The sequence below is a fragment of the Dactylosporangium sp. McL0621 genome, from assembly GCF_049995355.1.
Taxonomy (GTDB): domain Bacteria; phylum Actinomycetota; class Actinomycetes; order Mycobacteriales; family Micromonosporaceae; genus Dactylosporangium.
The window spans coordinates 11534826-11558008 of the sequence record NZ_CP188259.1; the positions used below are offsets into that span (position 1 = coordinate 11534826).

General features: G+C 74.8%; 18 protein-coding genes and 1 pseudogene. 10 read left to right on the forward strand and 9 right to left on the reverse strand.

Annotated elements, in window-relative coordinates:
• The first annotated feature begins 6 nt into the window (after positions 1-6).
• Complete coding sequence (gene hrpB, locus ACPPVO_RS54705; protein ID WP_426507479.1) at positions 7-2286, forward strand: ATP-dependent helicase HrpB; 2280 nt, start codon at positions 7-9, stop codon at positions 2284-2286.
• A 341-nt stretch (positions 2287-2627) separates the two neighbouring features.
• Positions 2628-3824, forward strand: coding sequence for a DUF1254 domain-containing protein (locus ACPPVO_RS54710; protein ID WP_426507481.1), 1197 nt, complete (start codon positions 2628-2630; stop codon positions 3822-3824).
• On the opposite strand, the gene ACPPVO_RS54715 is transcribed toward ACPPVO_RS54710, so the two are convergent.
• Positions 3811-5049 carry an MFS transporter gene (locus ACPPVO_RS54715; RefSeq protein WP_426507482.1) on the reverse strand — a complete coding sequence of 413 codons (1239 nt, stop codon included), beginning with the start codon at positions 5047-5049 and terminating at the stop codon, positions 3811-3813. The genes ACPPVO_RS54710 and ACPPVO_RS54715 overlap by 14 nt on opposite strands.
• A 145-nt stretch (positions 5050-5194) precedes the next feature.
• On the opposite strand from ACPPVO_RS54715, the gene ACPPVO_RS54720 reads away from it, so the two are divergent.
• Positions 5195-6430, forward strand: coding sequence for a glycosyltransferase (locus ACPPVO_RS54720; RefSeq protein WP_426507484.1), 1236 nt, complete (start codon positions 5195-5197; stop codon positions 6428-6430).
• Between the two features lie 11 nt (positions 6431-6441).
• On the opposite strand, the gene ACPPVO_RS54725 is transcribed toward ACPPVO_RS54720, so the two are convergent.
• From ACPPVO_RS54725 to ACPPVO_RS54740, 4 genes are read right to left on the reverse strand one after another with little or no spacing between them, the layout of a single operon-like run.
• On the reverse strand, positions 6442-7644 hold the full coding sequence (locus ACPPVO_RS54725) for an ABC transporter permease (protein ID WP_426507486.1): 1203 nt from the start codon (positions 7642-7644) through the stop codon (positions 6442-6444).
• Entirely contained in the window at positions 7604-8305 is a 702-nt protein-coding gene (locus ACPPVO_RS54730) for an ABC transporter ATP-binding protein (protein WP_360384973.1), read from the reverse strand. The genes ACPPVO_RS54725 and ACPPVO_RS54730 overlap by 41 nt, the downstream gene beginning before the upstream one ends.
• Entirely contained in the window at positions 8302-9372 is a 1071-nt protein-coding gene (locus ACPPVO_RS54735; protein ID WP_426507489.1) for a peptidoglycan-binding protein, read from the reverse strand. The genes ACPPVO_RS54730 and ACPPVO_RS54735 overlap by 4 nt, the downstream gene beginning before the upstream one ends.
• The gene (locus ACPPVO_RS54740) at positions 9369-9989 is read right to left on the reverse strand and encodes a hypothetical protein (protein ID WP_426507491.1); all 621 of its coding nucleotides are present in this window, start codon (positions 9987-9989) and stop codon (positions 9369-9371) included. The genes ACPPVO_RS54735 and ACPPVO_RS54740 overlap by 4 nt, the downstream gene beginning before the upstream one ends.
• Before the next feature lie 119 nt (positions 9990-10108).
• Between ACPPVO_RS54740 and ACPPVO_RS54745 the strand changes: the two genes are divergently transcribed.
• The 4 genes from ACPPVO_RS54745 (at position 10109) to ACPPVO_RS54760 (ending at position 13313) form a co-directional block, all read left to right on the forward strand.
• Positions 10109-10765: a response regulator transcription factor gene (locus tag ACPPVO_RS54745; RefSeq protein ID WP_426507493.1), complete on the forward strand. Its 657-nt coding sequence runs from the start codon at positions 10109-10111 to the stop codon at positions 10763-10765.
• Positions 10762-11895 carry a sensor histidine kinase gene (locus ACPPVO_RS54750; RefSeq protein WP_426507494.1) on the forward strand — a complete coding sequence of 378 codons (1134 nt, stop codon included), beginning with the start codon at positions 10762-10764 and terminating at the stop codon, positions 11893-11895. The genes ACPPVO_RS54745 and ACPPVO_RS54750 overlap by 4 nt, the downstream gene beginning before the upstream one ends.
• A 31-nt stretch (positions 11896-11926) precedes the next feature.
• Positions 11927-12490: an NADAR family protein gene (locus ACPPVO_RS54755; RefSeq protein WP_426507496.1), complete on the forward strand. Its 564-nt coding sequence runs from the start codon at positions 11927-11929 to the stop codon at positions 12488-12490.
• A gap of 85 nt (positions 12491-12575) precedes the next feature.
• The gene (locus tag ACPPVO_RS54760) at positions 12576-13313 is read left to right on the forward strand and encodes a hypothetical protein (RefSeq protein ID WP_426507498.1); all 738 of its coding nucleotides are present in this window, start codon (positions 12576-12578) and stop codon (positions 13311-13313) included.
• Here the strand turns inward: ACPPVO_RS54760 and ACPPVO_RS54765 are convergent.
• On the reverse strand, positions 13281-15389 hold the full coding sequence (locus tag ACPPVO_RS54765) for an MMPL family transporter (protein ID WP_426507499.1): 2109 nt from the start codon (positions 15387-15389) through the stop codon (positions 13281-13283). The genes ACPPVO_RS54760 and ACPPVO_RS54765 overlap by 33 nt on opposite strands.
• A 129-nt stretch (positions 15390-15518) precedes the next feature.
• Here ACPPVO_RS54765 and ACPPVO_RS54770 point away from each other — a divergent pair, with 129 nt between their 5' ends.
• The gene (locus tag ACPPVO_RS54770; RefSeq protein WP_426507500.1) at positions 15519-16475 is read left to right on the forward strand and encodes a hypothetical protein; all 957 of its coding nucleotides are present in this window, start codon (positions 15519-15521) and stop codon (positions 16473-16475) included.
• Here ACPPVO_RS54770 and ACPPVO_RS54775 read toward each other — a convergent pair.
• Positions 16414-19707 carry a BTAD domain-containing putative transcriptional regulator gene (locus ACPPVO_RS54775; RefSeq protein ID WP_426507502.1) on the reverse strand — a complete coding sequence of 1098 codons (3294 nt, stop codon included), beginning with the start codon at positions 19705-19707 and terminating at the stop codon, positions 16414-16416. The genes ACPPVO_RS54770 and ACPPVO_RS54775 overlap by 62 nt on opposite strands.
• Positions 19708-19850: 143 nt before the next feature.
• Between ACPPVO_RS54775 and ACPPVO_RS54780 the strand changes: the two genes are divergently transcribed.
• Positions 19851-20516: a hemerythrin domain-containing protein gene (locus ACPPVO_RS54780; RefSeq protein WP_426507503.1), complete on the forward strand. Its 666-nt coding sequence runs from the start codon at positions 19851-19853 to the stop codon at positions 20514-20516.
• Here ACPPVO_RS54780 and ACPPVO_RS54785 read toward each other — a convergent pair.
• Together ACPPVO_RS54785 and ACPPVO_RS54790 are read right to left on the reverse strand one after the other, a co-directional pair.
• Entirely contained in the window at positions 20513-20959 is a 447-nt protein-coding gene (locus tag ACPPVO_RS54785; RefSeq protein WP_426507505.1) for a hypothetical protein, read from the reverse strand. The two genes, ACPPVO_RS54780 and ACPPVO_RS54785, sit on opposite strands and share 4 nt — an antisense overlap.
• A gap of 9 nt (positions 20960-20968) precedes the next feature.
• Positions 20969-22441: an amino acid permease gene (locus ACPPVO_RS54790; RefSeq protein WP_426507507.1), complete on the reverse strand. Its 1473-nt coding sequence runs from the start codon at positions 22439-22441 to the stop codon at positions 20969-20971.
• A 98-nt stretch (positions 22442-22539) separates the two neighbouring features.
• Between ACPPVO_RS54790 and ACPPVO_RS54795 the strand changes: the two are divergent.
• Positions 22540-23079, forward strand: a pseudogene (locus ACPPVO_RS54795) (FAD/NAD(P)-binding protein); the annotation flags it as partial.
• Positions 23080-23183 lie beyond the last annotated feature (104 nt).

The following is a 23183-nucleotide window of genomic DNA, read 5'->3' on the forward strand; positions in this document are numbered from 1 at the left end:
TACAAGATGGGCGTCGTGGAATCCCTGCCGGTCACCCGTGTGCTGGATCAAGTCGTCGCCCAGGTGCGGCGGGGGCCCACCGTGCTCGTGGCGCCGCCCGGGACCGGCAAGACGACGCTGGTGCCGCTCGCGTTCGAGGGCCGGGTGCTCGTCGCCGAGCCGCGGCGCATCGCGGCCCGCGCGGCCGCGCAGCGCATGGCCCAGCTGCGCGGGGAGCGGGTGGGGCAGAGCGTCGGGTACTCGGTGCGCGGCGACCGCCGGGTCAGCCGCGAGACGCGGATCGAGGTGGTCACGACCGGGCTGCTCGTCCAGCGGCTGCTCGCCGACCCCGAGCTGCCCGGCGTCGACGTGGTGATGCTCGACGAGTGCCACGAGCGGCACCTGGACACCGACCTCGCGACCGCGTTCCTGATCGAGGCGCGCGACGCGATCCGGCCCGACCTCGGGCTGCTCGCCGCGACCGCGACCCCCGGCAAGACGCTACCCGGCGCCGGGGTCATCGACGTCGAGAGCCCGCTCTTCCCGATCGAGATCCGGTGGGTACCGCCGAAGCGCCAGCCCCTCACGATGGACCACGTCGCGCAGGTGGTGCGGCAGGCCTGGCACGAGACCGGGCACGACATCCTCGTGTTCGTCCCCGGGGTCGCCGAGATCGAGCGGGTGCGCCGGGGGCTGGCCGGGATCCCGAGCGTGCCCCTGCACGGCCGGCTGCCCGCGGCCGAGCAGGACCGGGCGCTGCGGCGCGCGGAGCGGCGCGTGATCGTGGCGACCGCGGTGGCCGAGAGCAGCCTGACCGTGCCCGGCGTGCGGGTCGTCGTCGACGCGGGGCTCGCGCGCGTGCCGCGGATCGACCTGGCCCGCGGGCTGGGCGCGCTCGTCACCGTCCGGGCCGCCAAGGCCAGCACCGTCCAGCGGGCCGGGCGCGCCGCGCGGGAGGGGGCCGGCGTGGTGTACAAGTGCTGGTCCGAGGCCGACGACGAGCGGCTCCCGGCCCACCCCGAGCCGGAGGTGCGCACCGCCGAGCTCACCGGCTTCGCCCTCGCGCTCGCGTGCTGGGGCAGCCCCGGCGGGCGCGGGCTGGCGCTGCCCGACGAGCCGCCCGCGGCCGCGATGAGCGTCGCGACCCAGACGCTGCACGCCCTCGGGGCGATCGACGGGGACGGGCGCGCGACCGGGCGCGGGCGGCGCATCGCGCGGGTGGGCGCGCACCCGCGGCTGGCCCGGGCGCTGCTGGACGGGGCGCCGATCGTGGGCGCCCGCAACGCGGCCGAGGTGGTGGCGGTGCTCGCCGAGGACTCCAACCCGTCCGATGACGTGGCGGCGGTACGGCGGACGACGGACCGCTGGCGGCACGAGGCCTCGCTGCTGTACCGCATGATCGAGAACCCGGTCGAGCGCACCACGGCCGCCGACCGCGCCGCGGGCGTCATCGCGGGCCTGGCGTACCCGGAGCGCATCGCCCGGCGCCGCCGCGACGCCTACCTCATGGCGAGCGGGACCGAGGCCGAGCTCGCGCCCGGGTCGCCGCTGCAGGGCCACCCGTGGCTCGCTATCGCCGCCGCCGACCGCCCGTCCGGACGGGTCAACGCGCGCATCCGGCTCGCCGCCGCGATCGACGAGAACATCGCCCGCGAGGTCGCGGCCGCGCTGCTGGTCACCGCGGACGAGGCGAGCGCGACGGGCGTGAAGCGGGTCGAGCGGCTCGGCGCGATCGTGCTGTCGGAGAAGACGATCGGCGCGGCCCCGGCCGAGCTGGCCGCGGCCGCGCGGCGGGAGCGGCTCCGGCGCGAGGGCGTGCCGTGGACGCCGCTGCGGCACCGGCTCGCGTTCCTGCACCGCGCGGCCGGGGCGCCATGGCCCGACGTGAGCGACGAGGCGCTCATCGAGGCGATGGCGGACGGCACCGACGTGCACACGGCGCTGCAGGCCCGGCTGCCGTGGCCGCAGGCGAAGGACCTCGACCGGCTCGCGCCCGAGCGGCTCACGGTGCCGAGCGGGTCGGCGGTGCGGCTGGACTACGGCGACCCCGAGGGGCCGGTGCTGGCGGTCAAGGTACAGGAGATGTTCGGGCTCGAAACGACCCCGGAGGTGCAGCACCGGCCCGTGCTGCTGCACCTGCTCTCGCCCGCGGGGCGCCCGCTGGCCGTGACCCGCGACCTCGCCTCGTTCTGGCGCAACGCCTACCCCCAGGTGCGCGGCGAAATGCGCGGCCGGTATCCGCGCCACCCCTGGCCCGAGGACCCGACAACCGCCCCGCCGACGCGCCGGGCGAACCCGCGCCGTTGACCCACCCCGCGGCGCCCGGGCGCGCCGGGCGAACCTCCGTCGCTGACTCACCCCGCGCGGACGCGCGGCGCCCGGGCGCGCCGGGCGAACCCCTGCCGCTGACTCACCCCGCGCGGACGCGCGGCGCCCGGGCGCGCCGGGCGAACCCCTGCCGCTGACTCACCCCGCGCGGACGCGCGGCGCCCGGGCGCGCCGGGCGAACCCCTGCCGCTGACTCACCCCGCGCGGACGCGCGGCGCCCGGGCGCGCCGGGCGAACCCCCGTCGCTGACTCACCCCCGCCCTCACCCGGCGCGGGCGCCCGGGCACCGGACGCTGGATGCAGGACGAGGGAGGCTGCGTATGAGAGACGACCTGCCCACGCTGGCCGCCGAGGCGTACGGCTACGGCTACCCCCTGCTCCAGGACCTGCGCGCCGTCGGCGCCGCGACCACCTTCAACGCGTTCGAACACCAGCGCACCGTGCCCGCCGAACCCAACGCCAATCCCGACCTGCTCAGCTCCACAGCCCAGCTCGACCTGTCCGGCGGCCCCCTGTGGCTGCGCGTGCCGGCGACCGGCGGCCGCTACCACGTGGTGCAGTTCGTCGACGCGTGGACCGACAACTTCGCGTACGTCGGCAGCCGCACCACCCCCGACGAGCCGCGCGAGTACCTGCTCGTGCCGCCCGGCTGGGCCGGCCGGGAGGCGCCCGCGGCCGAGGTGATCCGGGTGCCCACGATGATCGCGACGCTCATCGCCCGGTTCGCCGCGGGGCCGGGCGTCCACGAGCTGCAGGACGGGCTCTCGATCCAGCGGATGTACCCGCAGGTGCCCCTCGACGGCCTGCCCTCCCCCCAGCCCGGGGTGCCCGGCGACCTCCTCTTCCTCGAGGCGCTACGCCGGGGCCTGGCCGCGTTCCCGCCGTCCCCGGCCGAGCGGCGCTACCAGCGGCGCTTCGCCCCGCTCGGGCTGTTCGAGGACGGCAACTCGCCGTACCCGACCATCCCGCGGGATCACCGTCTCGCCCTGCGGGAGGGGCTCGACCGCGGGCGCGAGGCCCTGGAGGAGGCGGCCACGACCGCGCACGCCGCGCCGGTCAACGGCTGGACGAACGACCGGCACGCCTTCGACTACAACCTCGACTACTTCGAGGTGGGCACCGTCGACACTCCACAATGGACGCTCCAGGATCGCGAGGCGGCCCACCTCGCGCGCGCGGTCGCGGCCCGCACCCGGCTGTGGGGCAGCCACGCGTACGAGGCCGTCGCCCCCGCGGTGCACAAGGACCGCGAGGGCGCGCGGCTGACGGGCGCCCGGGCCTACGCCCTGAGCCCGCCGGCCGGGACCCTGGCCTCGTACGACGCGGCCGACGCGCGCCTGTTCCACTCGATCCCGACCGCCGGCGACGCGGTGCGCGTCCAGCCCGACCCGCCCGCCGACGGCGCGCCGTGGCTGCCCACCCCGCGGGGCGAGTACCACCTGATCCTGCGCGTCTACAACCCCCCGGAGACCCTGCTGCGCGACGAGTTCGAGCTGCCGCCGGTCATTCCGGCGTAGGAAAGTCGCGCACCTTCCCGGCCGAGGTGGCGAGCAGGGGCAGCGGTGTGACGGCGTACAGCGCGGCGAGCACCCACAGGGCGGTGCGGGTGCCGAGGGTGGTCGCGAGGAAGCCGGCGGTCGCCGCGCCGAGCGGGACGCTGCCGAACACGAAGATCCGGGAGGCCGCGGTGACCCGGCCGAGCAGGTGGGCCGGGACGAACGTGCCCCGGAAGGTCATGGTCATCACGCTGGCCATGGTGCCTCCGCCGAGCATCACGAACGAGCCCGCGGTGAAGAGCACCAGCCCCCAGCCCGGCCCGCCGAACGGGAGCAGGAGCGCGAACGGCGCGGTAGCGACGCTGGCCACGACGTAGGTGCGGGCGCTGCCGAAGCGGGTGGCGACGCGGGTGGCGAGCGCGGCGCCGAGGATGCCGCCGAGACTGCCCAGGCCGATCGCGATGCCGGCGGTACCCGGGGCAAGGCCACCGGTCCGGACGAGGAAGACGACGCGCAGCGCGGTGATGCCCAGCATCGCGAAGTTCGCCGCCGTGGCGACCACCAGCATGGCCTGGAGCAGGCGTCCGCGCACGATGAACCTGATCCCCTCGGCGATCTGGCCCAGCAGGCCGGCGGCGGCCCGCTCCCGGCGCGGTTCGGGGGCGGGCCGCAGGCCGAGCAGGCAGGCCGCCGAGAGCAGGAAGGTGAACGCATCGATGAGGACACCGCTCACCGCGCCGGCGGCCTGGGCCAGCAGTCCGCCCAGGGCCGGCCCGGCGACCAGGGCGACCGAGGCGCTGGTCTGGAGCTTGGCGATGCCCTCCATCAGGTCGCCCGCGGGGACGAGGTGCGGCAGGAACGCGTTGAACGCCACGCTGAAGAAGATGCCGGAGACGCCGGCGAGCAGCGCGGCGGCCAGCAGGATCGGCATGGTCAGCACGCCGGTCCAGGCCGCGACCGGGACCCCGATCAGGACCGTCGCCGACACCAGATCGGCGACCAGCAGGGTGGGCCGGCGCGGCCAACGGTCCACCCACACGCCGACCACGAGCCCGAGCAGCAGCCAGGGCAGCCAGGTGAAGACGGTCAGCAGCGCGACCGCCCCCGGGCCGGCGTGCAGCACCGAGACCGCCACCAGCGGAAACGCCACCGAAGTGACGGCCGAACCGACCGCGCTCGCGGACTCCCCGATCCACAACAGGGCGAAGTTCCGCGTCCGGAGGAGGCCGCCCGTCTTCGCGCTCATGTGAACCCCTTTACCCAATGGCCGGCCCCGGACGAAGGCCCCGGCTGGAGGGCCCGGAAAAAGGATCAAGCCGGTCGATGAACAGATGGCGTACAAAAGACATGCATTCTCGTCCGGTGCGGCGCGGTACCGCACCATGTGCGGCGTGAGAATCGCGCACTTCTGCGACAGCCACCCGGGCCGCTCCGACGGCGTCGCGACCTCGGTGGCCGCCACGGTGTCCCTGCTGCGCACCGCCGGCCACGAGGTCCAGGTGTACCAGCCCGCCCCGCTGCTGCGCTCCCGGCCGGAGCCGTGCGGGGTGCGGTCGGTCCCGGTGCCGCTGCGCAACATCCGGGTCGGCCTGCCGCACTTCGACGGCATGCGGCCCGTCCCGCGCATCGTGCACGTGCACACCCTGGGGCCGGTGGGCATCGGCGGGCTGCGGTACGCCCGGGCGCACGACCTGCCCGTGGTCATGACGTGGCACACGGACCTGCTCGCGTACTCGGCCCACTTCATGGAGATCCAGTTCGGCGCGGCGCACGCGGCGCAGCGGCTCGAGCTCGGCTGGACCATGCGCGACTACCTGCGCCTCGCGCGCTCCGGCACCGAGCGGCGCGCGCAGCTCGTGCGGCTCGGGCAGGAGTTCATGGACCGCACGTCGGTGGTCATCGCGCCCTCGGCCAAGACGGCGGCGGGGCTGGCCGAGTTCGAGCGGCTCCCCCCGGTGTGGACGGTCCCGACGTCGATCCAGCTCGCCGACTGCCCGCTGGGCCGGGCCGAGCTCCGGCGGTCGCTGCGGATCCCCGAAACCGCGCCGGTGGTACTCGCGGTAGGCCGGGCGACGAAGGAGAAGGACCCGGCGCTCCTGCTGGCCTCGTTCGCGCGACTGCTCCGCCAGGTGCCCACCGCCAGGCTCGTGATGGTGGGCGTGAAGCAAAACCGCCTCAACGTGCTCCGCCTCGCCCGCCAGGCCGGCCTCGCCCACGCCCTGCGCCTGGTCCGGCCCGTGCCGCACAACCGCATGGCCGCGTACTACCGCATGGCCGACGTCCTCGCGTTCGCCTCCACCACCGACACCCAGGGCCTCGTCATGATCGAGGCGGAGACGGCCGGGCTGCCGGTCGTCCTCGCCGACGCCGCCCTGGCCGAGCGCCCCGGCGGCGCCTCGGGCCGGCTGTCGACGGCGCCGGACGCGGACTCGTTCGCGGCCGCGCTCACGAAGATCCTCACCGACCCGGGCCTGCACCGCGAGGTGGCCGAGGCCGGCCGCGCCGCCGCGGAGGCCTACTCCGCGGAGCGCTACCTCGGCCACCTCATGGCCGCCTACGAGTACGCCCACGCCCAGGGCACGGCCGCCTCGTCCGGGGCGGCCCGGGCGGGCCGCGCGGCGGGATAGCCACCCGGCCCTCAGGGCGCGGCCAGGGCCTCCGTCGGGGCCAGCCGGGCGGCCCGGATCGCCGGGTAGAGCCCCGCGATCGCCCCGATGACGAGCGTGGCGGCGACCCCACCGGCCGTCGCCCACGCCGGCACCACCGCCGGCCAGTCGCGGGTGGTGGCGTACAGGGCCGTCACCGCGATCCCGGTGGTGACCCCGCCGACGCCCCCGAGCGCGGACAGCAGCAGCGACTCGGCGAGGAACTGCACGAGGACCTGCCCGCGGGTGGCGCCCAGTGCGCGCCGCAGCCCGATCTCCGCGCGGCGCTCCAGCACCGAGATGACCATCGTGTTGGCCACCCCGACGCCGCCGACGAGCAGCGCGACCGCGCCCAGGCCGAGCAGCAGGCCGGTGAAGGTCTTGTCGGTGGCCTGCCGGGCGGCGAGCGCGTCGGAGGGGCGCGACACCTTCACCTGGTTGGGCGCCGAGGGGTTGGCGGTGCGGGCGAGCACGCCCTGGACCGCCTCGACCTGGTCGTCCTGCGCGCGGGTGTAGACGGTCGTCGCGTGCCCGTCGAAGCCGGCGTACGTCTTGGCCGCCTCCCAGCCGATGAGCGCCGACGAGTCCAGCTCGGGCGCCAGCGGTACCGCCGCCAGAATCCCGACCACGGTGAACCACCGGGCGTGGATGTAGATCTGGACGCCGTCCCCGACGTCGTAGACGCCCAGCCGCCGGGCCGCCGCCGAGCCGAGGACGACCGTCGGGAACTGCGCGGTGGCCGCGTTCAGCCACGTCCCGGAGGCCAGCCTGGCGCCGACGGTCCGGGGCAGCTCCAGCTGGGCCGCCCGCAGCGTGATCGCGTTGGTCTGCCCGGCGGGGATCTGGTCGGTGCGGTACACGTGCACGTCCGCCACCTTCCCGACCGCCGACACCTCGGTCACCGGCCCGATCCGCCCGATCATCTCCACCGCCTCGTCCGGCAGCGTGGCGTTGTCGCCGAAGATGTCGTTGCCGGGCGCGACGGTGAGCAGGTTGGTCCCGAGCGCGGCGAGCTGCCGGTCGAGCTCGGCCCGGCTGGACGAGGAGATGCCGACGACGGAGACCATCGCGGCGATGCCGATCGCGATGCCCAGGGCCGACAGGAACGCCCGCATCGGCCGGGTCCGCAGGCCGGCCCCGCCGACCCGGACCACGTCAGCGGGCGCCAGCCGCGCCGGCGCCAACGACGTCGTCATCCGAGACCACCTCCCCGTCGCGCATGCTCACCTGGCGCGGCAGGCTCGCCGCGATCTGCTGGTCGTGCGTGATCACGAGGATCGTGGTGCCGGCGTGATGCAGCTCCCCGAGCAGCTGCATCACGCCGGCCCCGGACGCGGAGTCGAGGTTGCCGGTCGGCTCGTCGGCGAGCAGGATGGCCGGCTCGCCGACGACCGCCCGGGCGATCGCGACCCGCTGTTTCTCGCCGCCGGAGAGCTCGTGCGGCAGGTGGTCGAGCCGGTCGCCCAGCCCGACCCGCACGAGCGCCTCCTCGGCCCGGTGGCGCCGCTCGGCCCGCGACGGGCCCGCGTAGAGCAGCCCGTCGGCGACGTTGTCCAGTGCGGGCTGGCCCGGGGCCAGGTGGAACTGCTGGAACACGAAGCCGATGCGCCGCGCCCGCAGTGCGGACAGCTGGCGGTCGCGCAGCCGCGCGACCTCGTGGCCGTCGATGCGCACCGAGCCGGCCGACGGGCGGTCGAGGGTACCGATGAGGTGCAGCATGGTGCTCTTGCCCGAACCGGAGGGGCCCACGATGGCCACGAACTCCCCCGCGACGACGGTGAGACTGACGTCGCGGACGGCGACCACCCCGCCCGGGTACTCCTTGCGCACCGCTTCGAGCTCGACGACCGGGGTCATCCCGGCATCCCGACGACCGTGCCGGCCGAGATCCCGTCGCCGGTCACCTCGACCTTGCCCGCGGCGAACAGGCCGACCTTGACCGCCACGACCTTCGCGGCGCCGTTCTCCACGACCTGCACCCCGTAGCCGCCCTCGGCGAGCGCGAGCAGTGCCTGTACCGGCACGGCGAGCACGTTCTCGCGCTTGCCGGCGGTGAAGGTGACGGTGACCGTCATCTGGTCCAGCCCGTCGAAGGCCTTCGTGTCGTCCGGGGTGATCGAGAGCCGGTACTTCGTCTCCGCCGGCGTGTTGCCCTGGGCCGGCTGGATGACCGTCTGCACCACCGCGATCTTCCCGGCGACGCTCTTGCCGTCGGGCAGCTTGACCGTGACCGCGGTGCCCGACTTGGCCAGCCGGTGGTCCTCGGGGTCGAGGTCGACGGACACGACCGGGACCGTGGAGGTGTACGCCAGGATCGCGCCCCCGGCCGGGTCGCCCGCCTCGGCCTTGTGCTCGTCGACGCGGACGGCGCCGGTGGCGTACACGATCCGCGCCGCCTCCACCGTGCCCGTCTTGGTGATGCCGAGGTCGCCCTGCCACTTCTTCACCGCGCTCGCCGTCGACGAGGAGTACTTGTCGTCGACGGTGAAGCCGGTGTACCCGAGCTCGGCGAGGTTCTCCTCGAGCTGCTTGACGTCGGCCCCCTCGTCGCCGACGGTGAGGTTGCGGTACGACGGCATCGAGCCGTACAGCAGGACGACCGGGGTGTTGTCAGCCCGGTAGAGGGCCTGGCCGCGCTGCACGACCGCGCCGACGGCGGGCACCTCGGTCAGCGTGCCCGCGCCGCGGCCGCTGAGGGTCCGGCTGTCGCCGTGGCCGAGCTTGCCGTCGTGGTTCTCGGTGTCGACAAGCGTCTGCTTGCTGACCTGCGCGGTCTTGGCCGGCAGGGTGCTCGTCGGGGTGCCGGCGTCGCTGCCGCGCTCGGGCAGCCCCAGCCCGGCCGCCGCCGCGGCGCCGACCGCGGCCACCGCCGCCACCCCGAAGATCACCCGTCCCGCGCGTGCGCGCCTGCGGCGGTTGCTCATGCCCCGCTCCCCGACTCGTGGTTCTCGGTCGACTTCTCGCCGCCGTCGCCGCCGTCACCGCCGCCGCCCGCGCCGGTCCTGGGGCCCATGTCGTACTGCTCACAGGCCTTCTCGGCCGCCTTCATCTGCTCGCCCCGGGGGTCGACGCCGAGCTTGTTGCCGTCGATCTGGAACCCGCCGTCCTCGCTCGGGTCCGGGAAGTTGGTGATCCCCTGGTCGCGCATGCACTGGGCGTACTTGCGCATCCGCTCCTGCTGCTCCGGGCTGAGCTTGGGCGGCTCGCCGCCGTTGGGCATGTACTGCTTGCACTCCGCCTGGGCCGCGTCGACCTTGGACTTGTCGGTGCCCTCCGGGATCATCAGGCTGATGCCGCCGCCGTCGAACTGCGGGTCGTCCATCGGCACGCCGTGGTCGCGCATGCACTGCGCGAACTTGAGGAACGCCTCCTGGTCGGCTTTCGGATCCCGGTTGCCCGTCCCGCTGCTGGCGGTCGCGGTCGGGCTCGCCTTGCCGTCGCCCGCGGTCGCCACGCCGTTGTCGCCGCCGGTGGCCTTGCCGCAGCCGGCCGCGGTGAGCAGGAGCAGCAGGCCGAGCGCGAGGCCGGTCCTGATGCGCATGATGCCTCCTCCGTCGAAAAGGGTGTAGGTGCACCAGCAGTCAAGGCCCGCGCGCGTCAACCGGCCGTAACCGCAAACGTTGACACCGCGGTGACACCGGGGCGGAGGACGATGGGGTCATGCGGATATTGGTGGTCGAGGACGAGGCGCTGCTGGCCGAGACGGTCGCGCAGGGCCTGCGGCGGGAGACCCACGCCGTCGACGTGGTCCACGACGGCGCGTCCGCGCTGGAGCGGCTCGACGTGAACGACTACGACGTCGTGGTGCTCGACCGCGACCTGCCGGTGCTGCACGGCGACGAGGTCTGCCGCGAGCTGGCCCGGCGCGAGTCGGCGGCGCGGGTGCTCATGCTGACCGCGGCCGCCGACGTCGACGACCGGGTCGCCGGGCTCGCCCTGGGGGCCGACGACTACCTGCCGAAGCCGTTCGCGTTCCGCGAGCTGGCTGCCCGTGTGGCGGCGCTCGGGCGGCGGGCCCGCCCGGCCGCGCCGCCGGTGCTGGAGCGCGCCGGGATCCGCCTCGACCCGCACCGCCGGGAGGTGTACCGCGACGGCCGCTACGTCCCGCTGTCGCGCAAGGAGTTCGCGGTCCTCGCCGAGCTGCTGCGGGCCGCGGGCGCCGCGGTCTCGGCCGAGCAGCTGCTGGAGAAGGCCTGGGACGAGCACGCCGACCCGTTCACGCACACCGTGCGGATGACGATCCTGAAGCTGCGGCGGAAGCTGGGCGAGCCCGCCGTGGTGCTGACCGAGCCGGGAGTGGGGTACCGCATTCCATGAAGAAGATGACCATCCGGACCCGGCTGACCCTGGTCGTCGGCGGGATGCTGCTGGTGGGTGGCCTGGTGCTGCTCGGCATCACCTACCTGCTCGTGTTCCAGCAGCTGGGCGACAAGGCGTACATCTCCAAGAGCATCGACGGCCCCCCGGCCGGCGTCGCCGGGAACCTGATCACGAACATCCAGGGCGAGTTCCGCTCCGATGCGACCCAGGCGGTGCTCACCCAGGGCTCCATCGCCCTCGCCGTGGTGGTGGTGATCGGGCTCGCGTTCAGCTGGCTCGTCGCCGGCCGGCTGCTGCAGCCGCTGCACCGGGTCACCGAGACGGCGCGGCGCATCGCGGGCGCCCCGGACCGCGGCCTGCACGAGCGGATCGCGCTCACCGGGCCCTACGACGAGGTCAAGGAGCTGGCCGACACGTTCGACCTGATGATCGCCCGGCTCGACAAGTCCTTCGACGTCCAGCGGCGCTTCATCGCCAACGCCTCGCACGAGCTGCGCACCCCGCTCACCCTCAACCGCACGCTGCTGGAGGTCTCCACCGACCACCCGGACGCCCCGACGGAGCTGCGCCAGCTGGGCCGCACGCTACTGGCCGTAAACGACCGGCACGAGCGGCTCATCGACGGGCTGCTGCTGCTCGCCCGCTCCGAGCGCGCGGTCGCCGAGCGGTCCTATGTGGACCTCGCCGACGTCGTCGCCCACGTGGCCGCCCTGCAGCAGGACGCGGACGTGAAGGTGACGGCGGTCGCCGACGAGGCGCCGACGACCGGCAACGCGGTGCTGCTGGAGCGGCTGGTGCACAACCTCGTCGAGAACGGGGTCCGGCACAATGTGCCCGCCGGCGGCTGGGTGCGGGTGGAGAGCGGGACGCGGCCCGACGGGGCCTACGTGACCGTGAGCAACACCGGGCCGGTCGTGCCGCGGTACGAGATTCCGAACCTCTTCGAACCGTTCCGCCGCCTCGGCCCCGACCGGGCGGCGAGCTCCGGCGCGGGCCTCGGGCTGTCGATCGTCCGCGCGGTCGCGACGGCGCACGGCGGCCGGGTCTTCGCCGACCCCCGCGACGGCGGCGGCATGACGGTGACGGTGATCCTTCCCACCGCCGAGAGCAGCGAATATCCGACATGACAATTCGCGGTGATCGGGCACACTCGGGGTCATGTCCGCACCGCCCTCCTCCAACGAAGAGCTGCTCGGCCTGATCAGGTCCGGGGCCCGCGTCAAGTACCTGTACTTCTGGGGCCACACGCCCCGCCCCGGCGGCGGGCTCGGCCCGAGCTGCCTGAGCCAGTGGTGGCCGGCGCGCTTCGAGGTGGACGGTGTCGGGTTCCCGTCGGCCGAGCACTACATGATGTGGCGCAAGGCCCGGCTCTTCGGCGACGAGCACACCGCGGCCCGGGTGCTGGGCGTGTCGCACCCGAACCAGGCCAAGAGCCTCGGCCGCACCGTGAAGGGCTTCGACGAGCCGACCTGGGAGCGCGAGCGGTTCGCGATCGTCGTGGCGGCCAGCCGGGCCAAGTTCGACGCCGACGACGGCCTGCGCGCCTACCTGCTGGGCACCGGCGACCGCGTGCTGGTGGAGGCGAGCCCGCTGGACCGCGTGTGGGGCATCGGCCTGGCCGCCGACGACGAGGCCGCGGCGAACCCGGAGCGGTGGCGGGGGCTCAACCTGCTCGGCTACGCCCTCATGCACGCCCGGCACGAGCTGGCGGGGCGCTCATGACCGGTCCGGAGCGCAGCGGAGGGACCGGTCATCGGCTGGCACAGTTCGACGGTCAGGCCGCGGACGAGCGAAGCGAGGGGGCAGCATGACCGCGCGCGACGAGGTGCAGCCGCTGCCGGGGTGGCTGGCCTGGCCGATCCGCGTCCTGGCGGTCATCTTCGTGGTGCCGTTCAAGCTGGCCTGGGACGCCTTCGCCTGGGTGATGCGGGTCCTGTGGAAGTACGTCGGGGCGCCGATCGCCGAGTACGTCCTGATCCCGTTCCTGCACTATGTCATCTGGATCCCGCTGCGCTGGATCACGGTGCACATCCTGTGGACCCCGCTGGTCTGGTTCGCCAAGTACGTGCTGGTGCCCGTGGCCCAGGGGATCTGGTGGCTGCTCAAGGCCACGGCCCCCTTCTGGAACCTGCTCGGCCGGGTCCTGCTGGAGGTGGGCCGGGCGGTCGGCTGGGCCATGGGCCTCGTCTACCGCTACCTGCTCACCCCGATCGGCAAGGCGATCGCGTTCGTGTGGCGCTCGGTGGTCGTCCCGATCGGCAAGGCGATCGCGTTCGTGTGGCGCTGGGTGGTCGTCCCGATCGGGATGGCGATCGCCTGGGCCTGGAACCACTCGGTGGTCCTGCTCTGGCGCTACCTGGTCGTCATCCCGCTCCGGTTCGTCTGGCGGTACGTCGTGGTCCCGCCGGCCCGCTGGGTGCACACCTGGGTGCTGCGCCCGTTCGCCGACACCACCCGCCGCGTGCTGGTGACCCTCGGCCTGCGGGAAGCGCCGAGGGTAACCAGGCGGGGCTCAGCCGACCGGCGCCGGCTCCGGGGCCGGTGAGGCGGCGGGCCGCTCCACGTCCACGTGCGGCAGCAGCCGGTCCAGCCAGCGCGGCAGCCACCAGTTCGCCCGGCCGAGCAGCGCCATCGTCGCCGGCACCAGCACCAGCCGCACCAGCGTGGCGTCGACGAACACGGCCACCGCCATGCCGACGCCGATCATCTTCACCGTCACGTCGGGGTCCAGCGCGAAGCCGACGAACACCGCGACCATGATGGCGGCCGCGCTGCTGATCACCCGCCCGGTCGCGGACAGGCCGCGGACCACGCTGCCCTTGGCGTCGCCGGTCGCGAGCCAGTCCTCGCGGACCCGGCCGAGCAGGAACACCTCGTAGTCCATGGACAGTCCGAAGAGGACGGTGAACAGCAGGATCGGCACCCAGCTGGAGACCGGCACCGCGTGCGGCAGGCCGACCAGCCGCGCGCCGGCGTCGGTCTGGAAGACGGCGGTCATCACGCCGTAGGCCGCGGCGACCGACAGCAGGTTCATGACCGCCGCCTTCACGGCCACCACCGGCGCCCGGAACAGCACGGTGAGCAGCAGCAGCGACAGCGCCACCACGAACGCGACGACGATCCACAGCCGGTCGGCGAGCCGCTCGGAGATGTCGGCGAACACCGCCACGAGCCCGGTCACCAGCACCCCGGCCGGCAGGACCCCGCCGCGCAGGCGGTCGAGCAGCCGGGTCGTCGCCTCGTCCTGCGGGCCGGTCGTGGGCTCGACCACGATGACGGCCGCGGTGCCGTTGACCGCGGGCGGCGCGACGGCGGCGACGCCGGGCTCGGCGCGCAGCCGCGCCACCAGGCCGTCGACGTCGGGCACCGCGGTGGTGTCGACGGCCAGCAGCAGCGGGCCGTTCGCGCCCGGGCCGAACTCGGCCGAGACCAGGTCGTAGGCGAGCCGGGTGGTGTTCGACGTCGGCTGGCTGCCGGCGTCCTGGGGCCAGGTGCGCATGCCGAGCATGGGCGCGGCCAGCCCGGCGAGCACGACAAGCGACGCGAGCGCGGCGATGACCGGGCGGCGCCCGACGGCGGCGGCCCAGCGCGCGGTGAGGCTCGTGCCCGGGGTCCGCTCGGGCCGGCCCTTGCGGGCCTTCCGGGGCAGGACGCGGTGCCCGGCCAGCCCGCAGAGCGCGGGGACGAGCGTGAGCGCCGCGGCCATCACGGCGACGACGGCGGCGAAGGTGGCGTAGCCGAAGGAGGAGTACACCGGCAGCGTGGCGAGCTTGAGCCCGAACAGCGACACGAGGACGGTGAGCCCGGCCACGACGACCGAGGCGCCCGCGGTGGCGTTGGCCTCGGCGGCCGCCGCGCGCGGGGTGAGGCCGCGCCGGAGGCCCTCGACGTGCCGGGCCACGAGCAGCAGCGCGTAGTCGATGCCGACGCCGAGCCCGACCATGGTGGCGACCGTCGGCGCGGTGTTGCTGATGTCGGTGGCCCGCTCCAGTAGGGCGATGACCGCGGTCGCGACGCCCAGCCCGGCGACGGCCACGACGAGCGGGAGCCCGGCGGCGACGACCGAGGCGAGCGCGAACACCAGGATCAGCAGCGCGGCGACGATGCCTACCGCCTCCGCGGTGCCGCTCGGCGCCGAGATGTTCTCGGCGACCTGGCCGCCGAACTCGACCTGCACACCCTCGCGCTGCAGCGGCTCGGCCGCGGCGCGCAGGGCGTCCATCGCCGAGGTGCCCTGGAAGTCGGTGACCGGGATGTCGTACTGCACCCCGATGAGCGCCGTGTCCCCGTCGGACGAGCGCCGGACCGGCGCGACGACCCCGGCCGAGGGCATCTTGGCGAGCCGCCCGCGCAGCGCCTCGAGCGCGGCCGGGTCGAGCTCGTGGTCGCCGTGCACCACGACGCGCGCGTCGGCGCCGGACATCTGCGGGAAGTGGGTGCGCAGGAACTCGGTGCCGGCCTGGGACTGGGTGCCGGGCACGTTGTAGTCGTCGTGCGGGGTGCCGCCGAACCCGGCCGACAGGGCGGTGAGGGCGACGAGCGCGATCAGCCACGCGCCGATCGTGCGCCAGGGGTGCGCGGCGGCCGCACCACCGAGCCGGCCGAGAGAACGGGACAACATGATTCCTCCTCGGGTATGGGATCACCCTGCCGCACCTCGCTTTCAGCCCACTTGGAGCCCACTAATGAGGGCCGGGCCGTCGACTTTCGCAGCTAGGAGCCACCCCCGGGCCCGGCTGCACTGGATGTCATGCGTCGCTTCCGGCCCGTCATCGCCCTGCTGCTCCTGGCCCCGCTGGTCGGCGAGTACCTGCTGGGCAACCTCTCCGTGCGGGTCCTGCCCGCGCTGCTCTTCCTCGTCCCGATGTACGGCGGCGGGGCCCTGCTGATCCGCGAGGCGGCCCGGCGCACGGGCCGCGGCTTCCCCACGATCCTGCTGCTCGGCGCCGCGTACGGGGTGATCGAGGCCGGCCTGGTCGACCAGTCCCTGTTCAACCCGTCATTCGAGGGCCACGACTTCCAGGCCGTCACCCCGATCCCGGCCCTGGGCCTGTCCGCCGCGAGCACCCTGGCGTTCGTGGCCGGCCACGCGATCTGGAGCATCGCCGTGCCGGTCGCCCTGGTGGAGCACCTGACGACCCGGCGCGGGCCCTGGCTCGGCCGGCCCGGGCTCGTCGTCACCGCGCTCGTCTACCTCCTCGGGTGCCGGATCATCTACACGGAGATCCGCGACAGCGAGGGCTTCCTCGCGAGCCCGGGCCAGCGGATCGGGGCCGCCGCGGCGGCCCTGGCGCTCGTCGGGCTCGCGTTCCTCGCGCGGGGCACCTTCCGGCCGGCCTGGCCGGCGCCGCGGGTCGGGCTCGCCGGGGTCCTCGCGTTCGTCGCCGCCACGGTGTTCTTCGCGCGGCCGGAGTCGTGGGCCGGGTTCGCCTTCGGCGTCGCCTGGCTCGCGGCCGGGAGCGTGTGGCTGGCCCGGACCCGCTGGAGCGACAGGCACGTGATGGCGCTCGCGGCCGGGGCGCTGCTGACGTACGCCTGGGGCGGCTTCGCCCTCACCGCGCTGCTGGAGCCGGGCGACCCGGTGCGCTGGTGGGGCAACGCGGGCTTCGCCGCCGGGGCGGTCGCGCTCGTGGTCGCCGGCGCGGTCAGGAGTCCGAGAGCAGCGCCTTCGCCCGCGCCAGCCAGTGCGGGGAGTTCCAGCGGCTAGCCACGTCCGCGGCGAGCTGGAAGGCGGCGGTCGCCTCCTCCGGGCGGTCCTGCAGGCGGTACAGCTCGCCGAGGCTCAGCGCGACCGGCTGCATCGCGAGCGAGGTGCTCGCCACCCCGCCCAGCTGGTCGCGCACCGGCAGCAGGGCCTCGATGACCGGCGGGGCGAGGTCGGCGCGGCCCAGCGCGACGATCGCCTGGGCGCGCACGGTGTAGAAGGCGGAGCCGAAGTAGTCGGGGCGGATCGGGTACTCGGCGATGCGCACCGCCCGCGCCTCGTCGGTCCGCCCGGCCGCGGCCAGGACGAGCGCGTAGGCGTCGAAGCCGACCGCCCCGAGCTCCTGGCAGATCAGCCGGGTCGCGTCGACGAGCTCGGCGAGCCGCCCCTCGCTCGCCATGACGCTGAACGTGCCGATGAAGTGGAAGCCCTCGCCGTGCAGCGAGCCCTGGCGGCGCATGTGCTCGCGGGCCTCGTCGTAGAGGGCGTGCGCGCCGGCCAGGTCGCCCTCGATGTGGGCGAGGGTGGCCCGGGCGGCCAGGTTGATCGCGAGCGGCTCGGCGAGGTGGTAAGCCTCGGCGAGCGTGCCCTGCCGGGCCACCGCCGCGCGCACCTCGTCCGGCTCGTTCGCCGCCGCGGCGCAGTTGCCCAGCTGCAGCTCGGCGAGCCACTCGTAGGTCACCAGCCCGTGCTCGGCGGCGAGCGCCCGCAGCTCCAGCGCCACGGCGCGGCGGGCCGCCACGTCCCGGTCGAAGGCCATGGTCCGGCCCCGCGCGGCCAGCCCGAGCGCGAGCAGCCCCGGGTCGCCGAGGCCGCGGGCGATCTCCAGCGCCGCCCGCCCGGCCGCGGCGCCGCGCTCGTCGATCTCGCCGTCGAGCTCGTTGCTGAGCGCGTCGAGCAGCCGGCAGCGGTCGGCCGGGGCGAAGTCGCCGCGGCGCAGCAGGCCGCTGAGCACGTCGACGATCCGCTCGTCGATCACGCCGTACTCGTGGATCTGCCACGGCGTCGCCACCGTCCACGCGGTGAAGGCCGCGACGAGCAGGTCGTCCCGGTTCGCGGCGGTGGCGACGTCGACCGCCCGCTGGCGGGTCCGCCGCGCCGCCGCCACCGCGCCCGCGCTGGCCTGGGCCCGCAGCAGCCGCCCGAGCAGGTCGACGAGCAGCGCGTCGCGGTCCCCGGCCACGGTGCCGGCCGCCTCGAGCGCGGCCACCGCGGCGCCGAGCACCTCGGCCGCGGCGTCGTACGCGTAGCGCCGCTCAGCCAGCTCCGCCGCCCGCACCGCGTAGTCGACGGCCGCGGCCGCGGTCTCGGAGGACGCGGCGCGCGCGTAGTGGTGGGCCAGCGCCGGGTAGTCGTCGGGCCGCAGCCGCCGGGTGCTGGCCGCGACCCGCCCGTGCATGCGGGCGCGGCGCAGGCGGGACAGGTCGGTGTACATGGTGTCGCGGACCAGCCCGTGCACGAACCGCACGCGCCCGGGCGCCGGCTCGGTGAGCAGGCCGGCGATGAGCCCGGCCTCGAGCGCGTCGAGCACCGTGCCCTCCTCGGCGTCGGCCGCCTCCACGAGCGTCTCGACGTCGGCCTCCCGCCCGACCACGGCCGCGAGGCGCAGCACCGCGACCGCCGCCGGGGGCAGCCGCGACAGCCGCCGCCGCAGCACGTCGCGCACCCCCTCGGGCACCTCGGACGTGGCCACCAGCGCCCCCTCGGAGGCGAGCAGCCGCGCGGACTCGCGCACGTAGAAGGGGTTGCCGCCGGTCCGCTCGGCGAGCGCGGCGACGGTGCCGGCGTCCACGGCCGTGCCCGCGAACGCCTCGACCAGCCGTGCGACGTCGTCCTGGCCGAGACCCGGCAGCGGTACCCGCACGGGCGAGCGCCGCGCGAGCGCCGCCATGGTCGCGGCCAGCCGTTCCCGGTTGTCGTTCGGGCGCAGCGCGGCGACGAGCAGCAGCGCCGGCCCGCCCGGCGCGACCAGCTCGGCCGCGCTCTCGAGCAGCATGAGGGTCTCGCCGTCGGCCGCGTGCAGGTCGTCGAGGACCACGGCGAGGGGCCGCCCGGCCGCGACCGCGCCGAGCCAGCGCGTGACCGCCCGGTGCAGCCGGAACCGCCCGGCCGCGACGTCCTCGCCCGGCCCGGCCCCGCCGTCCTCGTCGAGCAGCGGGCGCAGCTCGGGCGCGAGGTCCCCGGGCGGCGCGGTGCCGGCCAGCCCGCGCAACGCCTCCACCCAGGCCCAGGCCGGCGGCGCGCCCTCGACCTCGGGGCAGCGCCCGACGACCACGAGCCAGCCCTGCCGGGCCAGCTCCTGGCGGTACCGGGCCAGCAGGCTGCTCTTGCCGACCCCCGCCTCCCCGCTGATCAGGACGACGCCCGGGGCGGCGACCGCCCGGAGCGCGGCGAGCTCGCCGGCGCGGCCCACGAACAGGTCATCGGTGTCCGCGGCGGCGCGGTCGGGCGCCGGCGGCGCGGACGGCCCGGCGTTCTCGTACATGCCGCCGGCCAGGATCGCCGCCTCCAGGTCGAGCAGCGCCCGGCCGGGGTCCAGGCCCAGCTCCTCGGCGAGGATCGCGCGCGCCCGGCGCAGGGCGGCCAGCGCGTCGGCCTGCCGGCCGCTGCCCCACAGCGCCAGGGCCAGCAGCCGCCAGCGCTCCTCGCGCAGCGGCGCCTGCCGGGTGAGCAGCTCGGCCTCGGCGACCGCCTCGGCCGCCCCGCCGGCCCGCAGGGTCGCGTCGAGCAGCAGCTCCTGGGCGGCGAGGCGCAGCTCCTCCAGGCGCACCGCCTCCGGCTGGGCCCAGGCCTCCGCGGCGAACTCGGCGTAGGCGTCGCCGCGCCACAGCTGCAGGGACGCACGCAGCAGCAGCCGGGCCCGGTCCGGCTCCGCCGGCAGGGCGGCGCGGGCGTCGGCGAGCAGGCGCTCGAACCGCCAGGCGTCGACGGCCTCCACCGGGAGCCGGATGGCGTAGCCGGGCGGGGCGCTGACCAGCAGACGGGCCGCGGCGCGGCGCTCGCGGTCGGGCTCGAGAAGGCGGCGGAGGTTGGAGACGTACGCCTGCAGCGACGCGATGGCCCGGGGCGGGGCCTCGCCGCGCCAGAGGTCCTCGATCATCCGGTCGACCGAGACGACGTCGCCGCGGGCGGAGAGCAGCAACGCGAGCACGGCGCGCTGGCGGGGGCCGCCGAGGTCGGCGGTACCGCCCGCTTCCGTCTCGACCTCGAAGGGTCCCAGTACCCGCAGCAGCATGACGGCCGCCATCGTAATCGCCGCCAAGCGACCTCCAAGACCGCTACAAGACACTACGGCGACGGTTATGGCCACGAAATCTGAACCGATCGCGGCGCCGGGCCGTCGAGCGGGCGAACCGCAAACGTGAGGAGTCACCCATAATGAGCGCCACCATCGCCACGGCCGAGCGTCCCTGGGTCCAGGAGATGATCGTCGTCCACCGCGTCTTCCGCCGGGAGTCGCAGAACCTGCACGACCTGATCGGCGCCGTCCGCCCGGGCGACACCGCGAGGGCCGCGCGGCTGGCCGGGCTCGCCCGGGAGTACATCGAGGGCCTGCACGGCCACCACACCAGCGAGGACGAGCTGCTCTGGCCCAAGCTGCTGGCCCGCGTCGACCTCGACGCCGAGCTCGTGCTGCGCATGGAGCAGCAGCACCAGACCGTTGACGCCGGGCTGCAGGAGGTCCAGCGCGGGCTCGACGCCTGGGAGCGCAGCCCCGCCGAGCCGGAGCGCGACGCCCTCGTGGCCGCGCTCGCCCGGCACCGCCGCGACCTGCTCCTGCACCTCGACGAGGAGGAGCGGCAGGTCCTGCCGCTCATCCACGAGCACATCACGGCGGCGGAGTGGGCCGAGCTGGGCGAGCACGCGCGCACGAAGACGCCGAAGGACAAGCTGCTGTTCATGCTGGGCGCGCTGCTGGAGGACGCCACGCCGGAGGAGCGCACCCGGTTCCTGGCGCTGCTGCCCCTCCCGGCGCGGGTGCTGTGGAAGCTGGTCGGCAAGCGCTCCTACGACAAGCAGATGCGCGAGATCCGCAACCCCTAGTTCGAGGCGTACCCGGGCAGCTCGCCGGTCCCGTCGGCCGACTCCACCCGGTCGACGTGACCGTCGAAGTCGTCGTCGTGGTAGATCAGGTCGATCTTGCCGTCGTGGTCCTGGTCGTACGCCACCTGGTCGACCAGGCCGTCGTGGTTGGTGTCCCACATCGCCACGTCGGTCCGGCCGTCGCCGTCGGTGTCGGCCAGGAGCATGTCGACCCGGCCGTCGCCGTCGGAGTCGTAGCCGACCGTCTCCGCGTCCCCGCCCATCTCCCCGGCCGACAGCCCGGGGTCGCCGGCGCCGGCCCCGGGGTCGGCCGAGGAGAGCCCGGCCGTGCCGTAGGACTCGGCCGTCAGCGGACCGTGGCCGAACACCGCCTCGGGGTCGGCCACGTCGTCCGGGCTGAGGTCCAGGTGGTAGTCATCGGACGACAGGCCCCAATCGGTCATGCCCCCACATTAGGTCGATTTGACCGGGGCCGCCTCGTCGCGCTCCGCCGACAGCTTGGCCCGGCGCATGCCGTAGCCGAAGTACACGACCAGCCCGACCGCCATCCAGATGAGGAACCGCACCCAGGTGACCACGGGCAGGTTCAGCATCAGCCACAGGCTCGCCAGCACGCTGACGATGGGCAGCACCGGCACCAGCGGCGCCTTGAAGCCGCGCGGCAGGTCGGGCCGGGTGCGGCGCAGCACGACCACGCCGATCGACACCACGATGAACGCGAACAGGGTGCCGATGCTGGTCAGCTCGGACAGTTCGGACAGCGGCACGAACGCGGCCAGCACGAGCACGACCACGCCGGTGATCGCCGACATGACCCACGGGGTGCCGAAGCGCGGGTGGACCTTGGCCAGCACCGGCGGCAGCAGGCCGTCGCGGGCCATCGCGAAGGAGACCCGAGCCTGGCCCACCAGCAGGACCAGGATCACCGAGGTGATGCCGCAGACCGCGCCGAGGGAGATCAGGTTGGCCGCCCAGCCCTGCCCGGCCAGGTCGAACGCCTTGGCCAGCGGGGCCGCCGTGTTCAGGTCGCTGTAGTGCGCCATGCCGGTGACCACGAACGACACCGCCATGTAGAGCACCCCGCAGATGATCAGCGAGCCGATGATGCCGCGGGGCACGTCGCGCTGCGGGCGGGCGGTCTCCTCGGCGGTCGTCGCCACCACGTCGAAGCCGATGTACGCGAAGAACACGATCGACGCCGCGGCCACGATGCCGAACCAGCCGAAGTGCTGGGGCGTGATCCCGGCGAGCACCTGCAGCAGCGGCGCGTCGCCGCCGGAGGACTTGGCGGAGGGCTCGGCGGCGGGGATGAACGGCTTGTAGTTGGCCGCCTTGATGAAGAACAGGCCCAGGCCGATGACGAACATGACGACGGCCAGCTTGATGATCACCAGGACGCCGGTGACGCGCCCGGAGAGCTTGGCGCCGACGATCGCCACGATCGAGAGCACCAGCACGATGAACGCGGCGCCGAAGTCGGGTCGGGCCTTGTCGCCGGCGAGCCACGAGGGCAGGTCGAAGAGCTCCTGGAGGTACGCCGACCAGCCCCGCGACACCACGGCGGCGCCCAGCGCCAGCTCCAGGCACAGGTCCCAGCCGATCACCCAGGCGACGAACTGGCCCAGGGTGGCGTAGGAGAAGGTGTACGCCGACCCGGCGACCGGCACCGTGGAGGCGAACTCCGCGTAGCAGAGGGCGGCCAGCGCGCACACGATGCCGGCCAGGGCGAACGACAGCACGATCGCGGGCCCGGCGTTGCGGGCCGCCTGCTGTCCGGTCAGCACGAAGATGCCCGTGCCGATGATGACCCCCACGCCGAAGACGGTCAGGTCGAAGGCGGAGAGATTCTTGCGCAGCTTGTGGCCGGGCTCGTCGGTGTCCCGCATCGACTGCTCGATCGACTTGGTGCGAAAGAGGGACGACATGGGACACGACATGCCCGATTGGCGACATCTCTACACGTCCGGCCTTCGGGGAGTACCATAAAGTCTATCGGTTGAATAGGAATTCACGAGGAGGCGCGATGGGGCGCACGGGGACCACGGTCATCGTGGGCGGCGGCTGTAGCGGCGCGCTGGCGGCGATCCACCTGAGCCGGGACCCGTTCCAGCAGGTCGTGATCGTCGATCCGGCGCCGCCGGCCGAGCTCGGGCGCGGGGTGGCGTACCGCACCCGCCACCCGGCTCACCTGCTCAACTCGCGCGCGGCCGCGATGAGCGCCCTCGCCGACCAGCCCGACGACTTCGTGCGCTGGTGCCGCGACCAGGACCTGGGCATCGGCCCGGCCGACTTCGCCCCGCGGGGGGTGTTCGGCGACTACCTGCACGACCGGCTGCGCGCCGCCACCTTCACGCACGTGCGCGCCACGGCGACCCGGGTGCGCGGCGACGGCACGGTCGAGCTGCGCGGCGGCGGCACCCTGCGCGGCGACCGGGTGCTCCTCGCGCTCGGGCACGGCGCGCCGGCCGCTCCGCCCGGGCTGGCGCGGCTGCGGGAGCACCCGCGGTACGTGGCCAATCCGTGGGATTCGGGGGTCCTGGACGGGATCGCGGGCGATCGGCCGGTCCTGCTGATCGGCACCGGGCTGACCGCCGTGGACGTGGCCGTGGCGCTCGAGGGGCGCGCGCCCGTCGTGGCGGTCTCGCGCCGCGGCCTGCTCCCCCGCAC